Raw genomic sequence first — 23,092 nt, 5'->3', positions numbered from 1 at the left:
TGTCGAAGGGTGGTTGAAAGCGCTCAAAGAGGACAAGCGGGCGATTTTTCGTGCGGCATCTGAAGCGCAGAAAGCTGCCGACTTTGCTTTGCAAGCAGCAGGTCAAAGCAAGGAGGTGGCAGCATGACCCCTGACTATCACAGCGATGATTTTTCGACCGCACGTCTGGAAGATACCGTCAGCTTGCGAAGCGCCGCCCGCGAGGCGCGCGCCACGCTTTACGCGGTGTTGAACAGGCTGGAGCTGAACGATCTGGACGGCGAGGAGCAGCCCTATATCGACGATTGCCTTGGGGCTCTCGCAATCCTTGAGGAGGCGTTGCGATGACCTTGGAGGAGATCAAAACAGCAGTGGACGCGGGCAACCGCGTTCATGAACTCTTGAGATGGAAGCGCATCTTTGGGTTGAAACCAGTTGGTTGGTCGAGCAATGTTGCTCAAACAATTGAGGTTTGAAGAATTTATCTTGGGCGGAATGTGGGAAATTGGAAAATTCACAGTTTGAAATTCATGAAACACGGCAACTCAGCAGAGAACTTGACCGAGATTGGGAGCAAGAGCTTGTTGTATCTCGAGCAGGGGAAGCTTTTTTACGTTTGGCTGGAGATGGCACGGACTACCGTGTAATGACCGCAACGGCGGGCGAAAATGACCTCGGACTTGAGGCTTGCAAACATCCCGATATCCTTCTTCAAGCTGCGCATGATCTGGCCGTCAGAAAGATCGATGGTTTTGACGGAATCGAGCGTGATCGAAAGGGAAGGAACTATGTCCAGCTGTTCCAGTTTTCGCAAGATGAGGGCGTTTCAGATGAAGACTTCACGAACGAACTCCGAGAGCTTCTTGAAGAGTTTTTTGACATCTACGATGGCTTGAGAGAGCTGAAGTAAATGAAAACAATCAAGTGGCTTTGGATCGCAGCCCTATTGGCAATAGGCTTCAAGTTCTACGGTTTGATTAGTTCCGGGCCCGACGGCTACGGGGCGAATGAAATGGAATCCCTTGTTGGCATGGTCTTAACTTTTGCCCTGTTATCCGCGGTCTGGTTGGTTCTGTGGGCAATTGGTCGAGCCAAACAGGCAGTTGCCAGCAGATTAGCTGATCGCGGCTAAAGGCAACGCACCACTTAACTCTGCAGAATGAAAAGGAATGAGCCGCCAGTCTTGGCGGCCTTTTTGATTTGGCTCGGTAAGCAAACGTGATTGCGCATGTTGCTGGGCTTTGCCCGGCGATCGCAGCCGATGGCTGCTCCAAACGGAATACAGGCAGTTGATGCAATATTATAATATTGATTCAATTATGGCGAAGTGCCATAACAGGGCTGCCTGTATGATGCTGGCAAGAAATAGGGGTGATTACTTCACATGGTCCGACCGCGCGCACCACGGCACAAACGACTGACGCAAAACCAGCGTTTTGCTATCGTGCGCAAGCGTGCAGAGGGCGTCCCAATCGAGGATTTGGCCCGTGAATTCGGCGTCACGCCCCGCAGCATCTTCTACACGTTGAAGGCCGATCAAAGCCGCAAGTTGGATGCACGCGTGCGTTCAGAACTGGTGAATGTCCGGCTCACGCCAAAGGAGCTGGCGAGCTTCGATACGGTGCTGACGCGACATGATATCACCAGCCGCGCCGAGGGGCTGCGGCGGCTAATCCATGCCTCAAACGATCTCTTTGTTCCCGACGATGAACTGGCCAACCAGATGCAGGGGTTATCGGCTTCGCTCAATCGCACCGGCAACAACATCAACCAAATTGCGCAGCGCCTGAACGAGGCAAAGCGCCAGGGCAAGACACCGCCCTACGGCAATTCTGCCCATGGCCAGGTCCGCGCATTGGCCGGGCTGATCTTCGACATCGCCGACCAGGTTCAGGACATGGCGCAGCGCCGCCGCAGCGCGCTGTCCGGCGAGGTTGCCCGCGTACTGGGAGGCTTTGCCGATGGCCCGGAATAGCGCCGTTGCCGCCGCGCAGGAGGCCTTCTTTGATCGCGACTGGAGCCGCATTCGCGGCAGCGTTCCACGCGCCCGTGCCAAGCAGATGGCGCGCGCCGCCATGGGGCATTCCCCCGCGATCTTCAAAGCCATTCGCGACGGCGGCACACACAACAAAACTCAGCTGCGCAACCAGCTGGAATACCTGACCACCAAGTCGAGCTTCATCATCGACAGCCGTGGCACCTATGACGGCCAAAGCGTTTTGTCAGCCAAAGAGATCGAGCAGGTCACGCGCCGATTTTCAGCGCAATGGAATGAGGGGTTTCATCCCAAGCTGGGACATACCTCGCACCTTTTGATGGCCTTCCCAATTGGCACGCGCGGCGAGGATGTTGCCGACATTACGCGCGAGATTTGCGAGCGGTTCTTTCAGGGCGAAGGCAGCCATTTTGACTACATCGCCGCCGTGCATGAGGACCGGGATCACCCGCACGCCCACATCGTTCTCAACCGTCGCAGCAAGGACGGCGAATTCTTCTTTCTGAAAGAAGGGCACCATTTCAACTACGACAGTTTTCGCGAAGCGATGGTGGAGGTGTCGGACCGCTATGGGTTGCGCCTTGAGGCGACACGAAAACTCGAGCGTGGGATCACGACGAAGAGGCCAAGCGATGCAGACCAGCGTCGCGCGGAAGCCAAGGGCCAGAAGCTGACCGAGCGCGAGCGCGTGGGCCCCGAGCTAGACCGCGCCTTGGCGGACGTGGCGCAGAACGCGCGGCTTTATCGCGGCCTTGCGGCCGAGGCCTCGCGCGGGAACCAGCATGACATTGCAGCAGCCTTGGACAAGGCCGCGACGCTTTTGGCGCAGGGCAAACCGATTGAAGCAGATGGAAGGGTATATGGCATGGCCGAAGAACAGCATTCGTTTGATGAGGTCGTGGATGCCTTTCACGACAAGATCAACCAAGCCGAACGCATTGTGGCGGACGCCCCGGTGGAGCGGCGCGCGGCGCTCGAGCATGAGCTGAACGACATCTATCGTTCACTGTCACATCTGAGCCCAATGGGAACGCAGTCTCACACCTTGCTCGAAGATGCGTCTAAGAGTGGGATCTATTCTGCCGCGAATATACGCGCCGACGCCCAAAGTGCATTGCGGGATACGGCTCTTACCGAACGTCTTCAGCAGGCTTTGAAAGGCACCGGCATTGACGCGCAAGAGGTGACGCGCCGCGTCGAGATTGGCGCGGGCAATGCCGCGCTGGAACGGCAATGGCTTGGACAGGATCTGAAGGCGATTGCCGACAAGGAAGGCTTTGACTTGGCGCGCGCCGACGAGCTTGAGAAAGCGATCGACCGTCTTGACCAGGTGCACAGTGATCTGGGCCGTATGTTGGCAGATGCTGAAGTTCTTAAGGACAGTGGAGCGGTGGAGGCCGACCGGGAGGAAGCCATAGTCGACGGGTTGCCGCCGACCACCTCTGACATCCTGAGCCGTTTGAGAGATGATCCGACCGCAGATCCATTCCGAAACGATCTGGAGCGCGAGACCTTGAGGGCCGAACTGGAGGATCTGGCCGGTGAAGAGCATGCCCCGGACTTGGCGATTGGCGATGAGGCCGCGCTGGAGGAACATATCGAAGACCGCCTGGACCGGCTCTATGCGGCCAAGGCCTATCTGCAGAGCGATGCCGCTCTGGCAAACAGTGTGGCGATGGAACATGTCCTCGACGAGATCGCCAATGAAGAAATTGATGTTCAACGCGAGCGGCATGTCGATGCCGACGGCGAGAAGGGTGTGACGCATGGGTAAGGCGCGGATCGCACTTGGCGTCATGAGCTTTGCCCTTCTTGGCGCGGTTCTTGGGTATGTCCTGGCGTCGGCCTTTCTGACGTTCCGCTGGTTCGGGGTCGGGGCGGATATCGATTTCTTGATGCTGGCGCGCAGCTATGTGGGTTTTCGGGAAGCCCAGCCGGACGATATGCAGATCGTTCACCTGATCGTCGGGATATTCACCTGCGCGGGTGTTTTGCTCAGCGCTGTGTTGATGAACGACGCGCTGACCAAATTCGGTGAAACCCACTGGCAGCACATCTCCGAGATGAAACGGAACGGCTTTTTCGGCAAGCCCGGCCACGGCTTTGTTCTCGGTAAAATGGGCACGCCCAAGAGCCGCAGACCTTTCGTGATGTCCAAGGTTTTTCCCCATGCCTTAATCGTGGCCCCGACCGGACGTGGCAAGACAACTGGGTTCGTCATCCCGAACCTTCTGACCTATCAGGGCAGTGCCGTGGTGCTGGACGTGAAGGGCGAGAACTTCGAGGCGACGGCGCGCCACAGGGCCGCGCAGGGTGACAAGGTGTTCCGGTTCGCGCCCACAGATTGGAAGGACGGCCGCTCGCACCGGTACAATCCTCTGCTACGCATATCAGCACTGGACAACGTCGACCGCCAGCAGATGGAGCTGCAGCTCTTGGCTTCATTGTTCCTGCAAGCTGATAACGACCGGGTCCAAGGTCTCCTTGATGGCGGTATCGATCTATTCGTGGCGGCAGGGCTTTTGGCGTTCGAGCGTAAGCGGCCAACCCTGGGCGAGATCTACCGCATCACCGCATCTGGCGGAGACAAGCAGAAGGAATATCGCCGCCGCGCCGACGAAGTGGTCAATCCAGCCGCCAAGCTGATTTTCATGCGCATGGCCTCGACCAACAACGATACCCTGACCTCCTACCTGTCGCTTCTCATGACCTCGGGCCTCAAGCAATGGTCAAACCCCGCAATCGACCGCGCAACCGCAACGTCAGACTTCGATTTCCGCGACATCCGAAAGACGCCGTTTTCGGTCTATCTTGTGGTTGAACCGCTCATGGTGAAACCGCTCGCTCCGCTGATCCGATTGTTTTTCTCTGACTTGCTGGCCTCGCTGCAAGACCATGAACCCGGCAAGGACGAGCCCTGGCCAGTGATGATCATGCTCGATGAGTTCAATCGTCTGGGCAAAATGCCGATTGTCCTAGACAGCATCGAAACCCTGCGATCTTACCGGGCCAATCTCGCGATCGTCACACAGACGATCCCGGCGCTGGACGAAATCTACGGTGAAAACGCCCGCCGTGCCCTGCAGGGCAACGCGGGTATCAAGCTCTATCTGACCCCTTCAGATGAAAAGACCACCGAAGAACTCAGCAAGGCCGTCGGCAAAACAACCAAGCGCGTCGTGACCCGTTCACGATCAGTCGGTCGCAACCCATTTGCCGGGCGCAGCATGTCCGAGCGGACCGAAGAAACTGCGTTGCTGCCCGAGGATGAAGCGCGGCGCATGGACCTTGATGACATCGTTCTGGTAATTGACGCGCAAATGCCCGTGCGCGCCAAGCGCATCAAATACTATGATGACCGGTTCTTTAAGCAAATCTTCGACAAGCAGACCGGCGATCTACCATATCCGTCAGCTGGTGATCAGATGCGCGGGCTGCAAGGGCAGATCAAGGCGCTGGAGGCTAAGATTGGAGCGCTTGAGGTGCCGAGAGCAGTTTCAAATGAGGGCTCTGACGGCGGCGGGAAGCGGCGCGAAGAGATCGACGGTTTGGCAAACGAAGAAAGGGGTGCTGTGTCAGGCGAAAAGGCAAGTTTGGATGAGTATCAGGCAGGAAAAGATCGAGTGGAGAGATTTATGAAAGACGCGACACAGGGATGAAGGGCGGTTGAACCGGACTTTCGCGGCGAATGCGAAAAGAGTTCACTTGAAGATGATATCGGCCATTCCCGGCCCCAGCTGCGTTGGCGGCCAAGCAGCGGCCTATGAAAGCGAAAAAAGGGTATGATGGACTTTGGGTGACCGCTGCAGCGGTAGGTGTTGGTTGGAAGTTTGTCTGATCAGGTTCGCCGCTTGCCACGACAATGAATGAGATTGCCCTCGACGCAGTATCCCGTAAAGTTCTTTGAACGGGGGTGTTGGTAGTTTGGATAAAAAATCTCTTTCTGAGCAAGATATTCGCAGCAAATTTATTACGCCAGCCTTACAAGGCAGCGGTTGGGACCTCCAAACGCAAATAGAGGAAGAGCGGCACCTGACGGCAAGGCGCATTATTGTTCGTGGCAAGATGGTTGCCCGCGGCAACAACAAGCGCGCTGACTATGTGCTGTTCGCAAAGCCCAACATTCCGATCGCGATAGTTGAAGCAAAAGACAACAATCACGTCGTGGGAGGCTGTACCCAGCAGGCCATCACTTACGCCAAAATGCTGCGGGTGACCACGGCGGGCACCACCCGCACCCGCCTCATCAACGCGCTGCTCCACGAAGCCCTCACCCCCGCCGCCCCCATCCCGGAGGCTGCGGAATGACGGTAACCGTCGACTTTTCTAAAGACGAACGCCATCTCGCGATCGTTGCGAATGTCCAGAGGCTTTTGGCGGATGCGAAGCTACTTGTTGAAAAGGGTAGTCCCGGAACAGCACTGGCGACTGCCATTCTTGCTTTTGAAGAAGCGGGAAAGGGCGAACGCCTCTCTTTGGGATTGGATAAGCCGAGAGGAAAAGGTTCACCAAGCTGGCACGTCTTCCGTCAAGAAATTGCGAGTTTTTCATTGTTCGCGTCGCTTTTTCAAAAATACGGCCTCTCTTTACCAACGCTGGACGCTACGACGAGGCAACACTTCGAGGAAAGAGGTTCTGGAAACAACAGCCTTGAAGAGTTGCTTGAAAAGCCAGTTCCTCCTGAGATGCGATCTATGTTTGTGGATCAACTCATGCCGGGCATTGATCGTTTGTCGGATGACGACCGCTTGCTACTGCGCATCGAGTCCCGTTGGGTGAACAAGATCTTTCTTGCCGCAGCTAGTGGCAAAGCGGAGATGGAGCGCCAGAGTGGGCTGTATGTTGATATTGAGGATCACCACGTCACTTCTGACCCGGAAGAGAGAACCAAACTGCGTGCTCTTTATTGGATTGTCGTCGCTGAGCGGTCGTTCGACATTCTAAGGGATGGGGCTTTCCACAAGCCATATGGGCCACTTGCGGCCTATGTTGAGACCTTGCCGCGGCCACTCCCCTCATGGGAAAACCTCGCTGTGCAAGTGCGCAAAATCGGGGAGCTTTATCTGTGAGTGATAACACCGACCAAACCAACATAGCGGACGGCATCGACTTCCCCGGTGCCTTTGCCCGCTTTCAGGACCTCATCACGCGCTATGACCAGCCTTTCACGCGTTTCGACGAGGGACTGATTGCCGCGTGGGAGAGCTACAAGCCAAAGGTCCGCGATGTCGCTCTGTCACGTTTGCAAGCGGACAACTGGACACCGGACCAGATTGGTTCCGGCAATATTGTCGCCAAGGTCATCGACGCCATTGAGATCCAGGCGACCCATGGCGATCTCACCAACAACATGGTATTTTGGCAAAACCGATTTGGTCATGCGAACCGGGACCACCGCACTCTGCTTGAAGCTGCAACAACCGGAACGGGCCTCGCGTCGATCGAACAGCTGCTGTTTGACCTCTACAGAGGCGACCGACCGGAGGGAAAAGTCTTTGACCAGCTGAGCGAGGCGACCGGTGCGAAATATCCTTTGATGGCCTACCTTTTCTTTCTCAAGGACATGGGCCGGTTCATGCCGATCCAGCCGACCGGGTTCGACCGTGTCTTTGCAGAGATCGGATTGGAATTTCGAACCCTGAGAAACTGCACTTGGTCCAACTATTCGGAGTTTAACGCCCTGCTGGATGCTCTTCGCGAGCCGATAGCGCAAGCGGCTGGATTGGAAAACGTTCGGCTTATCGATGCGCATTCCCTGTTGTGGCTGTTTTCAACCTTGTTGAAGATGGAAGCGAAGGGCGAACTCTCGGGCGGGGCCAAAGCCAGTGAGCGATACCTCGGGGCTCGGGACAAATCGATTGCGGATATGCACTACTCGGTCGGCAAGACAGTTTTCAATTCGAACGGCCAGTTGATCCCGACAAAAGTCAAAAACAAAGAGCTCCGCATGTCCGACGCAGAGCTGAAAAAGCTGCTGCAAGACCTGTTGCAAATCCAAGGTGACCGTTGCGCCATCACAGGTTTACCGCTGCAATTTCGCGGGGCGCACTCAGATGAGAACATGCTGCCTTCTCTCGATAGGATCGACAGCAACGGACACTATGAACGTGACAACCTGCAAATCGTTTGCCGTTTTATCAACTTCTGGAAACAAGCATCCGACGATGGCGAGTTCAGACGCCTGCTGAATGTGGTCCGGGGCATTGAAGGGCCCGAACAATGATTTTTGGTCTATCAATCGCTGAAAAATGCCGTGTCTTGGCGCAAGTTGGTGTCCGTGCAATCCGTTGCGACCGGATCACTTTAGGACCGGCTTATACCACTCCCGAGGCTGCCGAATGAGCGAGGATGTAGATTGGACCTGCGTCGCGCAGCATCTCGACGATCTCTATTCCGCGTCGGATGGGTTGGAACGGATTTTCCCGGGTCGCAAATTCACCCTTGATGGTCACTTGCTCGGCAGCATCGGTGAGGTCGTCGCGGCCTATATGTTCGATCTGGACCTCAATCCCGCTTCAACCTTGGGCCACGATGCGACCGCTGCCGATGGCCGTAATGTCGAGATCAAACTGACCCAAGGAAAAAGCGTGGCCATACGCCATGAACCAGAACACCTGATCGTTCTGCAAAGACCCAAAGGCGGCCCGATCCGCACGGTGTATAACGGCCCCGGTGGTTCGGCTTGGGAGGCGGCAGGCAAGATGCAAAAGAACGGTCAGCGACCAATCTCGCTTAGTCGGCTGGTCAAACTTGACGCAACTGTCGCCGAACCAATGAGGCTGTCGATGAAACGCCAAGCGCCCGTTTGAGAGTAACCTGAACAAACTGTTTAAGGAGAACTGATGTCTGATTTGCCCAAAGGAACTCAAATCTGGCTGCGCTCCTTCTATGGCTTCTCCCCTGAAGAAGACGGTTATGTCGGCTGGACGCAGGAATCTGCCCGCAATCGCAAGCTTGAACAGTTGAATGATGGCGATCTGCTGATGATCTACGGCGCGTCCAGTGCTGAGACCGAGGCTGCTTTGCGCTCCTACGTTCTCGGCTTTGTTCAGATAGACGCCACTCCGATCCGCGACGTCGACAAAGCTTCTGACCTTGGAATGGCCCGCAAGCGGGAGGCCGGTTGGGACGACAAGTGGAGCTATGCCATGCCCGTCCGCCGCGCTTGGCGGGCCGAAGAAAAGATGATGATCAGCCGGATCGCGTTCAATTCCTACCGCGCGGAGGCTGGTCAAGCTCTGGCCGTCCACGGCGCGGCCTTGGATGATGACGAGATCGCGCAGGCGCTGAAGATCCGTGTGAGTGAGGTGGACGTTTTTGGAGAGACACCAGTTTCTGAAGAGCGCACGACCGTTAAGCCCTTCGCCGAGATTTTCAAGCCGTCGCGCGCGTTTCCGGGGAGCTTTGGAGAGCGGACTTCAACCTATGAAGATGGCGAGACCTTTGTCTATTTGTCGGTATTCCAGGGCGACAGCCATGCACTGCTTGGACGAAAAAGATCATTTTCGGACAAATCGGTCGCGCTGAAGATCGGCGTGACGAATGATCCCAAACGCCGACTTTCCGAACTCAATTCTGGCTTGCCTCCGGCCGCGATCGGAAAGTGGGGACCATTGATGACGTCTCAGCTTTTCCCCAACAAAGCGGGAGCCGAAGAGTTGGAGGCGCTTTTCAAAGAGCGGGCCAGGCAGATACTTGAAAGCCTCGGTGGCGAGTTTTTCTGGGGGAGCCAAGACGCCGCTGAAAGCTTGTTTTGGGCGCTGCCAGGCATGTCGCGATTTTGATTTGTTGAAGCTCAAACCTAAGCATTATGTGCTCGCGGCGAATGTCTCCTATAACGGGCCACACCGCGGTATTGGTAGCACGTGACGAACGGTAGGAGTGGGCGGTTCACTCCAACCGCTTGGTCCGTTCCGCTACTCTCTGAACCATCGAAACACCTGCACCACTAGCTAGCCGTATTCCGGCCCCGGCGATCTCAGCATTCGACCTGGTCCCAAACCTTGCCCGCGCACGTGAGCCCTTGGTTCCGATCAAGCCCTTTGCGAACCCACCAGGGCCGGGAATGCTTGGTGGTCCGGCCATCATGAAGTTGCCTGAGATGGAGCGGACGATCAGTGGGGTGGCGACAATCATGCCGCCTGCGAGGAACATCATCATGAAGAAGGGCACCAGCGCGCCGATGTTGCTCGCGCCAGAGGGATCGCCGAGCTCGGTCATCAGTGAGCGTGACATGCCGACAACGGTGGAAAACACGCCTGCGATCACGAGGGGGTAGAGCGCGTAGGATACGGTGCTGGACAGCCAACGGTGGAAATAGTCCTTGCTGACATCAAACAGCGAAAGCGCGATCATGATGGGGGCGATGCCGATCATGAACGCCAGCATGATCTTAGCGAAGATCAGAACTAGGCCGCAGAGCGCGCCGATTACGCCCAGAAGGAATGCGCCGATCGCGCCGATGAGAGCTCCGGCCATCCAATGCATGTTGTCACCGGCCGCGTTCAGGTAGTTGCTAAATTCTTCGATAAGATCGTCAAAGGCCTTGGCAAAGTAGGATGCACCTGCGCCGCCGCCGCCAAGCCCTGCCACCATGCCGCCCGCAAGTTGGTCTAGGCCATCAATCAGGGCGCTGGCCACCGCGTTGAATTGGACCCAGTTCATCGCAAAGATGGAGATCAGCATGAGCTTGAGGGTGAACCAGAAGGCAGTCCGCCCATCCATGGATTTGTACTGAAACACCATGTTGAGGAAGACGCCGATCACGGCGAGCGTCGAAGCCACGGCAATGACGCCGCCCAGCTGACCGGCGACGTTTCCAAAGGTGGTTTGGGCCGCGTCGTCCAGAAAGTTGTCGGTTGTCTCAACCATCCAGGTGACAACGCCCATCAGTTCCTCCTCGTTTGGATTTAGGCGCTGTCACCAGTGCGACGCTTCAAGAAGGCCTTCAGGATATGCTCGCCGTCAAAATCCGGCACTACTGAGACCAGCTCCCAGCCGTCTTGGCCAAGAGCTGTCAGCTGCGCTTCGATCTTCGGAGGCTTGATCTTGGCGGTGTTGATCTGTTCAATCTTGTATTCAAACATGGGCTGTTTCCTTTGAATGGGCCGGATCAACCGGCAGGTAGAATTCGGTGATGCCGCGTGCGCCCTCATGGCGACCGGCTTGGATGATCACATCGATCGAGCGCGTGATGTAGTCGTTCATGTCCTGGTAGGTCATGGGCACATCGGTTTTCAGGGCGGCGATAGCTAGGCGCTGGACCGCCAGCTGAGGCGTTTCAGCGTGCAGCGTGGTGAGTGAGCCACCGTGGCCTGTGTTGATCGCCTCGAGGAAGGTCATGGCCTCTTTGCCGCGTACTTCGCCTAGGACAATCCGGTCCGGCCGCATGCGGAGCGTGGAGGTTAGCAGGACATCAGCGCTGCGGGTGGCTTCGTCGCGATCAGATATAAGCGTGACCACATTGGGCTGCGTCGGGCGCAGTTCAGCGGCCTCTTCGATCGTGATGATGCGTTCGTCGGTGGGCACGAAGGAAAGGATTTTGCGCGCCGTAACGGTCTTGCCGGTCGAGGTGCCGCCAGAGACGATCATGTTGAGCTTGTGCGTGACACAGAACTTGATCGCGGCGTCGATGTCGCCGGTGGCTACGACATTGCGCAGCTCGGCATTGCGCTTGCGCCTTGCGCCCTCGTTGCTGCGCTCTTTTCCGAAGAGATAGGACAGCTTGATCTTTTCCAATGGCAGGTCAGCGAAGAACCGCAGAGAAATCGCGTATCCGCCATCAACGGCCGGAGGCTGGATGACTTGCGCGCGGATGGGGCGGCCACGGTAGGTGATGCTGACCGAGACAATCGGCTTGGTCCGGCTGAGCGTCGTGTTCGCGGCCGAAGCAATCTGATTGCCCAGATCCTTGATATCGTTCTGTGAAAGCCGTCGATTTGCGGACCGCATGAAGTGATCCCCCTGAAACTCGGCCCACAGCGTGCCGTCAGGATTGATGCAAAGCTCGATCAGCTTTGGATCACGCGCCTCGGGGACCTTGTCCATCGAGCTTTGCAGATAGCTGGCCGCCATGATCAGAATATCTCCAGATCACGGTCGACCATCACTGTGACGCGGGCACCTTGATCGACGTAGATCACGGGCGAGAGGGAGAGGTATTCGCCGATCACGCTTTGGGCGCTGTCTTGCAGGTCATCGCCAATGCCCTCGAGCAAATCAGAGGTGATCTCGTCTTCGGTGTTCTGAGCTGCCACTGCAGGCAATGCTCCGATCAGTGATATCAGGGCGGCTGACCCGAACCGCGTGCCAAAGCGGCTATCGACAAAGCCGGTTGTTCCGGAGCGCCCCAGTTCATCGCCTCCGAAGGCGCTGATTTCAACGGTTTGGTTGCTAGGGAGAATTATCCTGTCCCAGGCGATCGTCACGCGTTGCTGTGCGATATCGAGGCCAGACTGATAGCGTCCGATAAGGCGCGCACCGCGCGGGATCAGGATCCGAGAGCCGTCATAGGCGTGGACATCTTCAGACACCATTGCCCGGACCTGACCGGCAAGCGAGCTGTCTATCGCGGTCTCCAGCACGGCCTGGATCATCGTGCCCTGAACAACCGTGTTTGACGGGTTCACGATCACTTGGGCTTGTGTCACCTCGGCAGGTTCAGCACCATTGCGGACGAAGTCTGTGTCGCCATCAAGTCGACGCTGCTCGGCGGCGGTTTCATTGTTGCCGTTTCCGGTGCCGCCAAAGGCGATGATCGGGCTGGCGATACGGGCTTGCAGTTCCTCAAGTTCGGCTTGCCGCCGCCGTTCTAGCTCCTGAAGGCGCAGCTCCTCGGCCGTGGGGCCGGTCGGTGAAGGCGTGCGCGGGGTTTCCAGTCGTGCAAGTTCCAGATCGTTCTGCAGTCGCTGGATTTGTCGTGCGCGTTCTTCCAACTCTTCGCGCAAGGCGGCTTGCGTTGCTGCTGCCTCGCTGCGCAGGGCGTCGATTTCTGCGCTCAGGTTGTGGAGCGCATCTGTATCGACGGTTGGGGCTTCGGGCGCTGGTGCATTGCGCAGGGCTTCGAGCTGGGACCGCATGGCGTCCATTTGCGCGCGCAGCTCTTCGGTTTCGCTGTCTGGTTCCGGCTCCGGCGGCGGGGTTGTGTCTATCGGTGCAGGCGTGGGCTCGAGCGCACCAAAGCCCGGTCCCGCCGCCTGGAACTCATCCGGGGAGGCGGTTTCCAGGCTGTCGGGTTCTGAGTCGCCAGAGAACAACAACATGAGACCACCAAGAGCTGCGATTACCACAATGCCCAAGGCAATAGCGACCGCGGACGGCCGCGCCTTTTGGTTTTGTGGTTTTCCTTCAAGCGCTTCAAGGCGCTTCTTAAGCTCGGTTGTTTCACTCATCCTGATTTGCCTCGCTCATCTCTTGGACGCAGATCTCGTCCTCGCCGAGCCGTAGAACCCACCGATCACTGACACCTGAAACGCGGATGACGCCGTCTGTCTGGGCAAGCGTATTCACGCTGCGCTCATTGCCGCCGGACCAGCGAAAGATCGCGGGCAGCGGCGCGTTTGCGGCGAAGCGGAAATAGGTGAAGGTGCCGTCGTCCCAGATTTCGCGCGGCGTGATCTCTGATCGCGCGCTGACCCCGTAAGCATGGTTTGCGGGCTCGCTTGCGGCAACTCGAGACTGTCGTGGGGCAGAATCGGGATATGTGAAGCGGATGACATAGAACGTCGGCGAACTCGCCTCGGTCACGTTGAAATAATAGCTACGCCGGTTGGTGTAGACGGTGATGTTGGTATGCGCGCCGCGCGAGACTGGCTTGATAGCAAAGGCCTGGCCGCCGGGCACGCCGTCCAGAAGAAAGCCTTCAGTATCGCCCGCAATGATTGAGCGAATGGTCTCGCCTTGGCCGAATTCAATACTGGTCACATGGGTCAGGCTGGTGCGGATGCGGTAGACCTGCCCATCCTGATAGGTGGCCAGCCTGACGCGGGCATCATAGGGGCCTTGTCGCGGCTGGGTCTCCGCATAGGCGGTGCCAGCAAGCGGAACAATGAGGGCGAGGATCAAGAACAGGCGGCGCATGTGTTACTCCAGACGATCCGAGCGGATCGCGTATTCGGTGACGGTGAAGCCGAAAGGGTTCTGCCAGACATCATCGATCGACCGGCTATTCTCGGGCCGAAACTCAAACATCAGGGTTGCGGAGAAGAGCCCATTTTGAGAGCCGCGCGGTGAATTTAGCCGCTTACGCAGGCGCACCTGGGCACGATTGGCGCTGATATGGGTGATCGACAAAACCTCGACATCAAGGCGGGCATCTGTGCCATAGCTGTCCGGCGGATAGGCCTCATGACCACTGGTCCAAAGCGCCCGCAGTCCTGCAGCGGCCGCACCATCCGACAGGTCCAGGACCCGCCGCACACGCACGTCATTGTCGAGTTGATTATATGTCTCTCGATCAATCACATAGCGGTAGACCTGTGCCTCGATGATAGCGGGGCGTTCCGTGAGTGAGACCGCTTCAACCATGGCATTGGGGAGGGCCATGCCGGTTTCGCTATCAAAGGGTACGATCATGGGCGGCGGGTCCACGTCTAACAGGGCAACAAGGGCAGCGGCCAGGCAACCTGCCATGCCAAACGCCATGCCTGTCAGCCCCAGTTTCTGCCACACGAGCTCGCGTCGTCGTGCGCCGTAGACGAGCTCTTCCTCGATGATTTCTGCCTCGCTGCTCATGGGATCAGTCCGCACGCAGGTCTGGCAGGGTGAAGTCCATGTAGCGGCGCTCTTCGGCCAGCGTGGCGGCATCCACCACGCCGGATTGGCCCGCGCCGACGGTCTGAATGGCTTCGAGCTCCCACATGCGCGTCATGGCGATGGCCAGCTCGGCCGTGACGCGGGTGTTGTGATCAACCGCTTCCTTGAGCGTTTCCATGTCCGGGATCAGCGAGACCAGCTGTTCGACCCGTTCGAGGGATTGCGCGGCCTCTTCATAGCTGTTCTCAGCGGCAGCTGACATAACGGCCCCAGTGCCCGCCTGGCTGGCAATGCGCTCCGCCCCCGGATTGCCGCTGCTGGCCATGTCAGAGAGGGTTTCTTGGTCAAACCCTGCATCCTCCAAGGCTTGCGTCATGCGCCCTTCCATTTGTGGGGCCGCATTGCCGATCAGGCCACTGAAGTCACCGCTTTGGATTTGCCGGATGGTGCCAAGGAGATCACCGAATTCCTGATCGAGAAGCCCGTCGAGATCACCACCCATGGCCATCTCAATGATGTCCGTCGCGCCGGTCAGCGCGGCGTAAGTCTCGTTGAGCGTATCGAGTTGCTGCTGCACCAGGTCGAGTTGTTCGAGAAGCGTGTCGAGCTGGTCGGTCTGGATCCCAAAATCCTCCAGCATCTGCTGCAGTTGGCGAATTTCCTGAGCGATGTTGCGTGTGTCGACCGTCGGCACACCTTGAGCAGCTACGGGTGAGGCAACCAGCAACGCGCAAGTGGCAACGGTGGAAAGAAAACGGATCATTGAAGTGCCTCCAGATCGAATTGCATGAAGTCTTGTTCGCGGGCCTGTGCGGCCGCCATGGCCAGCTCAGCCGCGCTGAGCGGGCGGGTATGGGCGGCCTTGAGGCGCGTGCGAATTGCGATCAGTCGAGCGAGTTCGGCGCGCGCATAGGTGTTGAGCGACATGGCCGCGTGAATGTCGTCGGTCTCCCCAATACGCGTGATGATGTCTTGGACGCGCTGCGCGGCCGCGCGCACCGAGACCATGGAATAATCGCCATAGACCCCTGCGCCGAAGGAGGTGAGGCTCATGGTCGAGTTAGCAAGCAGAACCGGATCAATCGTGCCAAGCGCATCGACGCCACCGACGCGGGCAAGGTAGAGATTGTAGCGCTCGGGGATGACCTGAACGTAATGCTGGGTCTCGGCAAACGGCGGCACTCCACCGTAGCGCTGCACGTTGCCCGGACCGGCATTGTAGGCCGCCAGCCCGTGAATGATGTTGCCATCAAACATGGCCAACATCTGCGCCAGATAGCGCGCGCCGCCGGTGACCTGGATGTAGGGGTTTTCATAGTAGGCCGGGTAAATCCCCAGATCCTGCGCCGTGCCGGGCATAATCTGGGTCAGGCCGAATGCGCCGACAGGGGAACGCGCACCGATGGTGAAGCGGCTTTCTTGCCAGATCATCGCCTGCAATAGGCAGCGCCATTGCTTGGGCGACAGACCGGCAGCGCGCACGCCGGACATATGGTGCGTTTCCTGAGAAGCGCGAATGATCAGCTCTTCGATTGAGCCAGAGGCATCGCCGAACATCTGGGCTGCGCCGGGGTTTGGGTCGACCGGACCGTAAAGCGTTTCTGCGGCGCTTTCAGGTGATAAACCAGCTTCCAAACTCGCGACCAGTGCGCCGGAATTCCCGCTGGCCAACGTCGCGGCATCGAGGATGTCTTCCAGCGCCTGGAGTTGTTCTTGCTCGAGCTCTTCAAGCTCTTCCTCTTTGGTTAACCGATCCCGTTGCAGCGCCAGATCTTGTTCGCTTTGCTGCAACACGCGCTCGCGCTGCAGGAACATGCCCGCATCAAAGGTCGGCACGCCTTGGGCATAGGCCAATGGCGCGTTGAGCCACACCAGACCCGCAAGGATATGCGGGCGGAGGCTATTCATGCAGCGAACCAATCGGCCCGAGCAGCTCGAAATTGCAATTGCTGCGGCTGACTTCGGCAAAAGAGTTGAAGCATTCAGCTTCGGATGGCCGGTATTCCGCGCAGGCTGTCAGGGTCAAAAGGGTGAGGGTCAGCACGCAAAGTCTACGCATCAATTTGTCTCCAAAATTCTGGATTCTGGCGGTAATCTGCGCCGACCAGCGCTTCGCCTTTTTCCATGCCGCCAAGGATCGTGAGGTAGGGGCCAAGGGCGCTTAAATCAGCGTCGATCACGACCGAGCCTTGATCATCGCGCACCAGCGCCAGACGGGAATTGCTGCCTGTGCCGAGCAAAACGCTGAGCTCTTTTTCAGTGAGGCCCAACATGGTGTAATCGCTGGCCGAAGCGCGGATGTTGGGAAGCAGGAGCTGCGTCGGTACAGCCTCGACAATCGTCTTTCCGGTGCGGGTTTTCTCGAGCTGGCTTGCGTATTGCGTCATCATGACGACGACCGCGTTCTGTTTACGGGCGGTCACAAGCCAGTTACTGAGCCGGTCCGCAAAATACGGGTTGTCGAGCGCCTTCCAGGCCTCGTCGATGATGATCAGCGTCGGTTTGCGATCCTCGATCACACGCTCCACCCGCCGAAACAGGTAGGACAGGACCGCCATGCGTTCCTTCTCGCTTTCGCTGTCGAGAATGCCGGTGAGGTCGAACCCCACGACATCACCATCGAGCGAGAAGGAGTCCTCCGCGCTTTGCCCGAAGATCCAACCGTAGCGGCCATCAGCGGTCCATTCCTGGATCCGCTCGAACAGATCCCCTTCATCTGCCCCCGCCACAAAGAGGGAGGCCAAATCCTGCCAGTTGCGCAGGTCGGCATCGCTCGCCCCGGCATTCTGGCGCACCACTTCCTGAATGCGGTTGATCTGGACCGGGCTCAGGGGCTTGTCGGTGCGATGCAGCAGCGTTGCCAGCCAATCGGAGAGCCAGGCTTGCCCGCGCCCGTCGATTTCCGTGCGCAGGGGGTTGAGACCGGTGGCTTCACCCGCCTTGATTGCGCTGTAACGCCCGCCATTGGCCCGCACCGCCATTTCCATGCCAGCGCGATAGTCGAAGACAAAGACGCGCGCGTCGCAGCGCCGGGCTTGGGTCATGAGAAAGGCTGACAAGACCGACTTGCCAGAGCCAGGGCGGCCGAGGATCAAGGTGTGCCCGCCTGTCGGTTCTTTGTCCGGCTGACCTGTCTCATGGTAGTTGAACAGGAACCCCGAGCGTTCAGGTGTCGGGAACAGGGTAATCGGCTTGCCCCAAGGCACTCTACCGCCTGGTTTGCCCAGCTGGCCGCGATGCAGTGCTGCGAGGTCAACAAAGTTCGTATTTGTGATGGCGGCCTTGCGGCTGCGCATCTGCCCATTGCCCGGATGCTGCGCGAAATAATGGGTCCGAGCCGCAAAGCTCTCATTCACCAGATTAACGCCTTCACTGGCCGCGATGTTGCGCACCTCGGCGGCGATTGCTTCCAGCTTTTCCTCGGTCTCGGCGAAAACTGTGACCGTCATGTGATGATCGCCAAAGCTGAGGCGCTTCGACTCCAGATCGTCCAGCGCGTCGACCAGTTCTTCTGCGAGAGAAATTGCGCCATCATCACTGGCCTTCATCAGGCGTTGTTGGCGCTTGATCCGACTGGCCATGATGTTGCTGTTGATCGGCGTGAAGGAATGCGTGACGACCATGTCGACGGGCAGGTTCAGCTCATCGAACATGGTGCAGCTGGTTTTGACCGGGTAGGTCTTGATCGCAAAGCTCGTACCAAACCGCTTGCCCGCCGTCCCATCGTCGAGCGCAAAACCTCGCCCCTGAAACGTGACGCGGGTGTTGGCTACATCTTCGGCAATGACGCCAAAGCGGGATTTTGCGAAGAGCGGCAGTTCCTGACCGACATTGAGTGCCCCAAGGAAACCCAGCAGTTCGCCGCTTTCGGTTCCAAGAAGGCGAGGGTTCATCTCTGCAAACGATGAACGCAGAAACCCAACGACTTCCTCGAGCTTGCGCAACTGCTTGGTAGTCTGGTCTTTCAGGTGTGCGATTGAGGCTGAGCGCTTCAGGCGCAGCCGTGCGTTGAGGGGAGGACGTTTCAGTACCGTAAGCGTAAGCGTCTTGTCCCGCAGACCGGCCCGCGCCATGGCCGTTTGCCAGCGGGTATCCAACTCTTGCGCAAACCCTTCCTCTCGAACCGGTGGCAAAGCAGTCTCGATCGCTTTTGAGACCTTGTGCACGTAGAAACTGTACTCCGGCCCGATCTGGGCGATGATTGCAGCAAAGAGCGCGCGGATCTTTTCCAGGTGCGCGTCATCGCTTGTCATGCTGTTGACGCCGTCAAGGCGGATGCACTGGAACAGAGCATTGCCGCGCGTGCGGACCGTCACGTCATTCACGAGGCTGACATAGGGCAGCATGCTGGCCATTGGACGCTCTTTGCGCGCCCAGTCTGGCAGCATCGCAAGATCATCTGAGGGGTCACGCAGCATAGCTGTCCCCCGAATGGATCTTGCGATTTGGCGTCGGGGGCGTTTCCTGCAGCGCGGTGACCATCACCTCAAGAAAGGCCGGGTCCCAGTCAGCGGCTTTCCACAGCACAGGATAGGCCAGAGCGGCGATGATGATCACCGGCCAGCTCTGGACCCACAGAAACAGCAACACAAACCCGAAGAGCCAAACCATGGCATACATGATCGGCAAGCCGATGAGCTTTGGCGGCCGGATCAGGCCCAGGAAGAGGCGGGTTTGCGTTGCCATTTCAGATTTACGCGCCCCAGATGGCGGTCACGATGGTCGGTGCAGCTGCGATGCCTGCGATAGCGACCAGCACCCAGAGGGCTTGGCGGAAGTCGAGGATTCCGAAGAGCCAGGACAGGAACACACCGATCAAAGCCAGCGTGCCGATGACAATACCCAAGGGGCCGGTGATCGTGTCGACGATGCCTTGGAGAAGGTTCTGCACCGGCGAGAGGTCGATGCTCTGTGCAAAGGCGGGGTTGGCTAACATCAAACTGGCCATAGCCAGCGACAGGATTATGCGGATTTGTGTGTGCATCAGGAGGCTCCAGTCAGTCGGTCACGCACGGCTATGACGCGGCGCACGTGATTTTGGGTTTCTCGGTAGGGAGGGATGCCGCCATAGCGCGCGACCGCGTTCGGCCCTGCATTATAGGCGGCAAGCGCAAGCTCAGGCGTGCCGAACTGCGCCAGCATCATGAGAAGGTAACGGGCAGAGCCATCAAGATTGGCCTGCCAATCATGCGGATCCACACCAAGCTGCGCGGCCGTCGCGGGCATCAGCTGTCCGAGGCCAATCGCGCCTGCGGAACTGCGTGCATTCGAGCGATAGGCGCTTTCGATCTCGATATTGGCTTGGAAGAGTGCCTGCCACTCGGTCACCGACAGACCGGCGCGGCGCAAAGCCGGGTGCCCGCCATAGCGATGCGCCGTGCTTTCAAGAGCTGCGAGGATTTCAGGTCGGGGAACTGCGCGGGCGGGTGCAGGAGGGGGATCTACAGGCTCTGGCGCTGCAAAAACGATCAGCTCTGGTGGGTTTGCACCAATCCCGTCGACATAGTTTTGAGCAAAACCTGATTGGGGAGCTTTGGTCTCCAGCTGGCCATCGGCCCGCATGGAAAGCACGAAGCCTTCAGAATAGGCGGGTGCAGCAAGTAATGCTGCGAGGACGGCAAGTGGCTTAGCCCGCGTCGTCCAGCTTGTGTGAGGCGATCTTGCCTTCAAGCATCGGGATCGAGACGATCGAAACACCAAGGCCCGCAAGGAAGCTGGATAAGCCGTTGATCGTCTTGAACTCTCGGGCTGCCATGTTGTTGCGCGCAGTGACGAGCAGGCGACGCGTCTCGCCATCTGGCGAGACGCAATGCACGGTCCAAACTCCGGACCACTGAGCACCTGTACGTTTGGGCGTAACTCGGCACACGACATCCGCCGAATGTCCTTCGGCGAGCAGTGTGCGCAGCCCTTCTTCGCTGACAACATTTGGGGCGTCTTGCATCAAATTCATAGGATTGAGCCTTGCAGAATTTCGCATGAGCCCGGCAGTCCCTCATGGACTACCGAACCGATACAGTATTATAATCATGCAATCAATAGGTGCATTTTGAGTTTTTGCGCCATTCATGCGTTGAAACGAATTTACTGCAACGGAGTGGCTGAGCCAAGATAATATGGCGCTTTTGAAACAAACATTGGCGGTTATGATCGTTCTGAGCTGGAGTTCTGCCTCGATCGCGGGCAGTTGTCTGCCGCCTGTGCCGCCCTGGATGCCGACCAATGCACATGACGTGCAGGCCTATGCAGATCTGTTGCAGCGTGATGCGGAGACGTATTTTACCGATGTCGAGCGGTACTTCCGTTGCCTGGATCAGGAGCGACGGGAGGTTTTTGAGCAGGTTAGGGACTTCACCGAAGACTACGCGCGCGTTTTGGAGCTTCTGGACGGCGTGAGGAAATGACACCGGTCCTCGAGTAGGGAAAGCTGGCGCTCAACAAAGCTGCGGCGAAGGTCTCCCATGCGGGGTAAAGTGTGAATTCGCCGCGCCAGCCTCAACAACCGCTTTCTGAGTATTGCGACCGCAGCGAAAAACACCAAGGGCGGAAACCGGTCATTCTCTGCAGTCGCAAAACAAACTCTCGCAGTCGAAGAAAGCAGACATTCAGCCTGAAAAGCCCGACAAAAGTCGTCAGATGACCGCAAGGAGCCCAAAGCTGAATATCCCAATCTGGGCGTTAAACCGAAAAGAAGAGAGCTGCACCCGACAGCGTCATCCATGAGTTCTGTGTCTTAAATAGCGCCCTGATTTTTGCTTTCGCTGCAACTGAGCCCTAATACCGGTTCAACTTTTTCGGATTACGTACTAGCTCGCAGGTCGTCCATCGAGTTTCTCAAGCGCCTCACGCAAAATGGATGCTGACAGCTCACGCTCGGTGTCGTTCATGAGGGCGTGGTTCATCTTCAGGGAAAGGTTCGCTTCCCTGCGATGGAAAGTTAGTGCTTCTGCGGTGTCTAGCTCCGCAGTTCTGCGCACCTGAAAGGTCCTGATAGGGCGCTCAAACCCCTTTACGCGCATCGGCTCCTGCTCATCTGCAGCAATCCAATCCTTTACAAGGGCATAAGTCTCGTTAGCCAAAAGGATGCAGCCAATATCAGCCGCAGATTCCAGACGCGCCGCCAGATTCACTTCGCTACCGATAATCGTGTAATCAACTCTTTGATCTGAGCCGAAATTTCCCACCGTGCAATAACCTGTATTGATGCCGATGCGCAGATCGAAAGTTTCTTCCAACCCCAGGTTTAACCATTCTTGTTTCAACTTACGGACACGCTCTTGCATTTCAATCGCCATGCGTACGCATGCAAGTGCATCCTTCTTCGCACCCTTGCTTTCAGGATCCCCAAAATAGACCACAATTGCATCACCGATGAACTTGTCGATTGTGCCACCATGGCTTTCGGCAATTAGAGACATTTCAGTCAAATATCGGTTGAGTAACGTCGACAGCTCTTCACTTTCCAATCTGTCCGTGATCTCGGAAAAGCCGACTATATCCGAAAAGAAAACGGTCAGCTTTTTGCGTTTTGAAACAATTTCTTCGGTTTGCTCTCCTGTCAGAATCGACAAGTATAGTTGTGGGGAAAGGTACTTGGCTAAGCGGTGAGACAGTCTCTCCATTGTTTCTGCGCGATCAGCCTTGGCCAACATGCTGTCGACTTGTGTCAGAACGTTCATTTTGGTTTTTTGCCAATTCGCGGCTACGACGAAGAACGTGATTGTCGCCAGAGATGCAGAAACCAAAAGTGCAGTAGAAACCGGAAGATGTCCGAAAAAGGCCATCCCGAAGCCGTTTGCGAAGATAACCGGAAATGCGGCCAGCGAGCCTGCGATAGGCGATGAAGCCATTGAAACCAAAGACGCAAGAGCGAATGAAGACGTACCAAGCACGATCACCATCGATGTGACCGGATCTGCAAGCCTTAACGCCAGCAAGGAGAAGATCGTCCAATTGAGACCGATGAGGCCCGCGTAAAAATTGATTTTTTGAATGCGGCGCGAGCCGACGTCAGTAGGCCTCTCACGATGACGAAGCCGTAAGTAACTGCGGATTGATTGGGCGACCAATATCGCCGTTAGCGCATAGACGAATACCGCACCGCTAGAAATGACCAAATTTGGGTCGATAACAAAAAAGATCAGTGCCAGGGTGATGTTGCCGAGGACAATACTGGGGTTGAACCGCTGAACCTCGACCGATTGCTGGATGCGGATCTCTCTTTCGACCAAACGACGTTTAACTGCATCAGAAACGAGGACTTGATTCATACTGGGACCGTTTTCCAAGTTCTGCATTAGTGGGTTCACGCCTGCAATCTATTTGAGAATGTCAGAATTCGACAAACCTTTCCAGTTTGATGGT

Annotated in this window: 27 protein-coding genes and 1 pseudogene; 13 read left to right on the top strand and 15 right to left on the bottom strand. The window is 57.3% G+C overall.

Annotated features, from left to right (window positions below):
* Nucleotides 1–123 precede the first annotated feature (123 nt).
* The 12 genes and pseudogenes from TRM7615_RS06000 to TRM7615_RS05950 all read left to right on the top strand — a co-directional run bounded on the left by TRM7615_RS06000 (nucleotide 124) and on the right by TRM7615_RS05950 (nucleotide 9,759).
* On the top strand, nucleotides 124–327 hold the full coding sequence (locus TRM7615_RS06000; protein ID WP_090219096.1) for a hypothetical protein: 204 nt from the start codon (nucleotides 124–126) through the stop codon (nucleotides 325–327).
* A complete protein-coding gene (locus tag TRM7615_RS26115; RefSeq protein WP_268877547.1) occupies nucleotides 324–455 on the top strand; it encodes a hypothetical protein in 132 nt (43 codons plus the stop codon). The genes TRM7615_RS06000 and TRM7615_RS26115 overlap by 4 nt, the downstream gene beginning before the upstream one ends.
* A 29-nt stretch (nucleotides 456–484) precedes the next feature.
* Complete coding sequence (locus tag TRM7615_RS05995; RefSeq protein ID WP_125133651.1) at nucleotides 485–889, top strand: hypothetical protein; 405 nt, start codon at nucleotides 485–487, stop codon at nucleotides 887–889.
* Nucleotides 890–1,111, top strand: coding sequence for a hypothetical protein (locus TRM7615_RS05990; RefSeq protein WP_108785972.1), 222 nt, complete (start codon nucleotides 890–892; stop codon nucleotides 1,109–1,111).
* 348 nt (nucleotides 1,112–1,459) lie between these two features.
* Nucleotides 1,460–1,954 carry a hypothetical protein gene (locus tag TRM7615_RS05985; RefSeq protein WP_235824026.1) on the top strand — a complete coding sequence of 165 codons (495 nt, stop codon included), beginning with the start codon at nucleotides 1,460–1,462 and terminating at the stop codon, nucleotides 1,952–1,954.
* Nucleotides 1,941–3,749, top strand: a complete 1,809-nt coding sequence (locus TRM7615_RS05980; protein ID WP_108785970.1) for a relaxase/mobilization nuclease domain-containing protein — start codon at nucleotides 1,941–1,943, stop codon at nucleotides 3,747–3,749. The genes TRM7615_RS05985 and TRM7615_RS05980 overlap by 14 nt, the downstream gene beginning before the upstream one ends.
* The gene (locus TRM7615_RS05975) at nucleotides 3,742–5,634 is read left to right on the top strand and encodes a type IV secretory system conjugative DNA transfer family protein (RefSeq protein WP_108785969.1); all 1,893 of its coding nucleotides are present in this window, start codon (nucleotides 3,742–3,744) and stop codon (nucleotides 5,632–5,634) included. The genes TRM7615_RS05980 and TRM7615_RS05975 overlap by 8 nt, the downstream gene beginning before the upstream one ends.
* Before the next feature lie 265 nt (nucleotides 5,635–5,899).
* Nucleotides 5,900–6,199: pseudogene (locus TRM7615_RS25315) on the top strand (hypothetical protein); the annotation flags it as partial.
* Between the two features lie 80 nt (nucleotides 6,200–6,279).
* A complete protein-coding gene (locus TRM7615_RS05965; RefSeq protein WP_108785967.1) occupies nucleotides 6,280–7,044 on the top strand; it encodes an AbiV family abortive infection protein in 765 nt (254 codons plus the stop codon).
* Nucleotides 7,041–8,198 (top strand): hypothetical protein, encoded by a 1,158-nt coding sequence (locus TRM7615_RS25735; protein WP_207775217.1) that lies wholly within the window; start codon nucleotides 7,041–7,043, stop codon nucleotides 8,196–8,198. Before TRM7615_RS05965 ends, TRM7615_RS25735 begins: the two co-directional genes overlap by 4 nt.
* 115 nt (nucleotides 8,199–8,313) lie before the next feature.
* Complete coding sequence (locus TRM7615_RS05955) at nucleotides 8,314–8,784, top strand: DUF6998 domain-containing protein (RefSeq protein ID WP_207775216.1); 471 nt, start codon at nucleotides 8,314–8,316, stop codon at nucleotides 8,782–8,784.
* Between the two features lie 33 nt (nucleotides 8,785–8,817).
* A complete protein-coding gene (locus TRM7615_RS05950) occupies nucleotides 8,818–9,759 on the top strand; it encodes a GIY-YIG nuclease family protein (RefSeq protein WP_235824025.1) in 942 nt (313 codons plus the stop codon).
* A 106-nt stretch (nucleotides 9,760–9,865) separates the two neighbouring features.
* Here TRM7615_RS05950 and TRM7615_RS05945 read toward each other — a convergent pair whose 3' ends face one another.
* From TRM7615_RS05945 to TRM7615_RS05885, 14 genes are all read right to left on the bottom strand, one after another.
* Entirely contained in the window at nucleotides 9,866–10,864 is a 999-nt protein-coding gene (locus TRM7615_RS05945; RefSeq protein ID WP_108785966.1) for a TrbL/VirB6 family protein, read from the bottom strand.
* Between the two features lie 20 nt (nucleotides 10,865–10,884).
* Nucleotides 10,885–11,061, bottom strand: a complete 177-nt coding sequence (locus TRM7615_RS05940) for a DUF4177 domain-containing protein (RefSeq protein ID WP_159091289.1) — start codon at nucleotides 11,059–11,061, stop codon at nucleotides 10,885–10,887.
* Nucleotides 11,054–12,049, bottom strand: coding sequence for an ATPase, T2SS/T4P/T4SS family (locus TRM7615_RS05935; protein ID WP_108785964.1), 996 nt, complete (start codon nucleotides 12,047–12,049; stop codon nucleotides 11,054–11,056). Before TRM7615_RS05935 ends, TRM7615_RS05940 begins: the two co-directional genes overlap by 8 nt.
* A gap of 2 nt (nucleotides 12,050–12,051) precedes the next feature.
* Nucleotides 12,052–13,365 carry a TraB/TrbI/VirB10 family type IV secretion system protein gene (locus TRM7615_RS05930; RefSeq protein WP_108785963.1) on the bottom strand — a complete coding sequence of 438 codons (1,314 nt, stop codon included), beginning with the start codon at nucleotides 13,363–13,365 and terminating at the stop codon, nucleotides 12,052–12,054.
* The gene (locus TRM7615_RS05925; RefSeq protein ID WP_108785962.1) at nucleotides 13,358–14,053 is read right to left on the bottom strand and encodes a TrbG/VirB9 family P-type conjugative transfer protein; all 696 of its coding nucleotides are present in this window, start codon (nucleotides 14,051–14,053) and stop codon (nucleotides 13,358–13,360) included. Before TRM7615_RS05925 ends, TRM7615_RS05930 begins: the two co-directional genes overlap by 8 nt.
* Nucleotides 14,054–14,056: 3 nt before the next feature.
* Nucleotides 14,057–14,707, bottom strand: coding sequence for a VirB8 family type IV secretion system protein (locus TRM7615_RS05920; RefSeq protein ID WP_108785961.1), 651 nt, complete (start codon nucleotides 14,705–14,707; stop codon nucleotides 14,057–14,059).
* 4 nt (nucleotides 14,708–14,711) lie between these two features.
* Nucleotides 14,712–15,491 carry a type IV secretion system protein gene (locus TRM7615_RS05915; RefSeq protein ID WP_108785960.1) on the bottom strand — a complete coding sequence of 260 codons (780 nt, stop codon included), beginning with the start codon at nucleotides 15,489–15,491 and terminating at the stop codon, nucleotides 14,712–14,714.
* Nucleotides 15,488–16,636, bottom strand: a complete 1,149-nt coding sequence (locus TRM7615_RS05910) for a lytic transglycosylase domain-containing protein (protein WP_108785959.1) — start codon at nucleotides 16,634–16,636, stop codon at nucleotides 15,488–15,490. Before TRM7615_RS05910 ends, TRM7615_RS05915 begins: the two co-directional genes overlap by 4 nt.
* The gene (locus tag TRM7615_RS25505; protein ID WP_165821375.1) at nucleotides 16,629–16,787 is read right to left on the bottom strand and encodes a hypothetical protein; all 159 of its coding nucleotides are present in this window, start codon (nucleotides 16,785–16,787) and stop codon (nucleotides 16,629–16,631) included. Before TRM7615_RS25505 ends, TRM7615_RS05910 begins: the two co-directional genes overlap by 8 nt.
* Nucleotides 16,780–19,146 (bottom strand): VirB4 family type IV secretion/conjugal transfer ATPase, encoded by a 2,367-nt coding sequence (locus TRM7615_RS05905; protein ID WP_108785958.1) that lies wholly within the window; start codon nucleotides 19,144–19,146, stop codon nucleotides 16,780–16,782. The genes TRM7615_RS25505 and TRM7615_RS05905 overlap by 8 nt, the downstream gene beginning before the upstream one ends.
* Nucleotides 19,136–19,414: a VirB3 family type IV secretion system protein gene (locus tag TRM7615_RS05900; RefSeq protein WP_108785957.1), complete on the bottom strand. Its 279-nt coding sequence runs from the start codon at nucleotides 19,412–19,414 to the stop codon at nucleotides 19,136–19,138. Before TRM7615_RS05900 ends, TRM7615_RS05905 begins: the two co-directional genes overlap by 11 nt.
* Before the next feature lie 7 nt (nucleotides 19,415–19,421).
* Nucleotides 19,422–19,712, bottom strand: coding sequence for a TrbC/VirB2 family type IV secretion system protein (locus TRM7615_RS05895; RefSeq protein ID WP_108785956.1), 291 nt, complete (start codon nucleotides 19,710–19,712; stop codon nucleotides 19,422–19,424).
* A complete protein-coding gene (locus TRM7615_RS05890) occupies nucleotides 19,712–20,290 on the bottom strand; it encodes a lytic transglycosylase domain-containing protein (RefSeq protein WP_108785955.1) in 579 nt (192 codons plus the stop codon). The genes TRM7615_RS05895 and TRM7615_RS05890 overlap by 1 nt, the downstream gene beginning before the upstream one ends.
* 64 nt (nucleotides 20,291–20,354) lie before the next feature.
* On the bottom strand, nucleotides 20,355–20,681 hold the full coding sequence (locus tag TRM7615_RS05885; RefSeq protein WP_108785954.1) for a hypothetical protein: 327 nt from the start codon (nucleotides 20,679–20,681) through the stop codon (nucleotides 20,355–20,357).
* 163 nt (nucleotides 20,682–20,844) lie between these two features.
* Between TRM7615_RS05885 and TRM7615_RS05880 the strand changes: the two genes are divergently transcribed.
* The gene (locus tag TRM7615_RS05880; protein WP_108785953.1) at nucleotides 20,845–21,132 is read left to right on the top strand and encodes a hypothetical protein; all 288 of its coding nucleotides are present in this window, start codon (nucleotides 20,845–20,847) and stop codon (nucleotides 21,130–21,132) included.
* Nucleotides 21,133–21,534: 402 nt separating this feature from the next.
* Here the strand turns inward: TRM7615_RS05880 and TRM7615_RS05875 are convergent, their stop codons facing one another.
* A complete protein-coding gene (locus TRM7615_RS05875) occupies nucleotides 21,535–22,998 on the bottom strand; it encodes an adenylate/guanylate cyclase domain-containing protein (protein ID WP_235824024.1) in 1,464 nt (487 codons plus the stop codon).
* Nucleotides 22,999–23,092 lie beyond the last annotated feature (94 nt).

The sequence above is a fragment of the Falsiruegeria mediterranea M17 genome, from assembly GCF_900302455.1.
In the GTDB taxonomy this organism is placed as follows: domain Bacteria; phylum Pseudomonadota; class Alphaproteobacteria; order Rhodobacterales; family Rhodobacteraceae; genus Falsiruegeria; species Falsiruegeria mediterranea.
This window is presented reverse-complemented; position numbering and strand designations above follow the sequence as displayed.